Origin of the sequence: Bacillus sp. GbtcB10 (genome assembly GCF_019091365.1) — a bacterium.
Lineage (GTDB): Bacteria > Bacillota > Bacilli > Bacillales > Bacillaceae > Bacillus > Bacillus altitudinis.
Genome location: NZ_JAGXJP010000085.1, coordinates 1 through 281 on the forward strand (window position 1 = coordinate 1; position 281 = coordinate 281).

A 281-nucleotide genomic window follows, 5' to 3' on the forward strand; every position below is an offset into this window, starting at 1 on the left:
CCTGTTTTTTCTTCTTTGTAAATCCCTTTATGTATCAAGACATCGATGTATATTTGTTTCCTGTCCATTGCTCCCCCTAATTAATACCGCTTTGTAGCATGATCTAAGAAAAATATCCCCGAAGTAAAACAAGACGCTATAAGTAACCCAGGTAAAGGTTCGTAACCAAAACACATCATAATCCCTGTAATAAACCAATAAATACATGCAATCCAATTAATAATTTTCATTCATTTGCCTCCTAATTTAAAAAATCCCTGTTTTAAGATAATGTCTAGCTT

1 protein-coding gene is annotated in these 281 nt (G+C 32.7%); it reads right to left on the reverse strand.

Translation table 11 applies throughout. The annotated features are described in order from the left end of the window. The coding region (fbpA, locus tag KVT11_RS19730; protein ID WP_217609131.1) for a Fur-regulated basic protein FbpA at positions 1-68 on the reverse strand (68 nt) is incomplete at its 3' end. Positions 69-281: the final 213 nt, after the last annotated feature.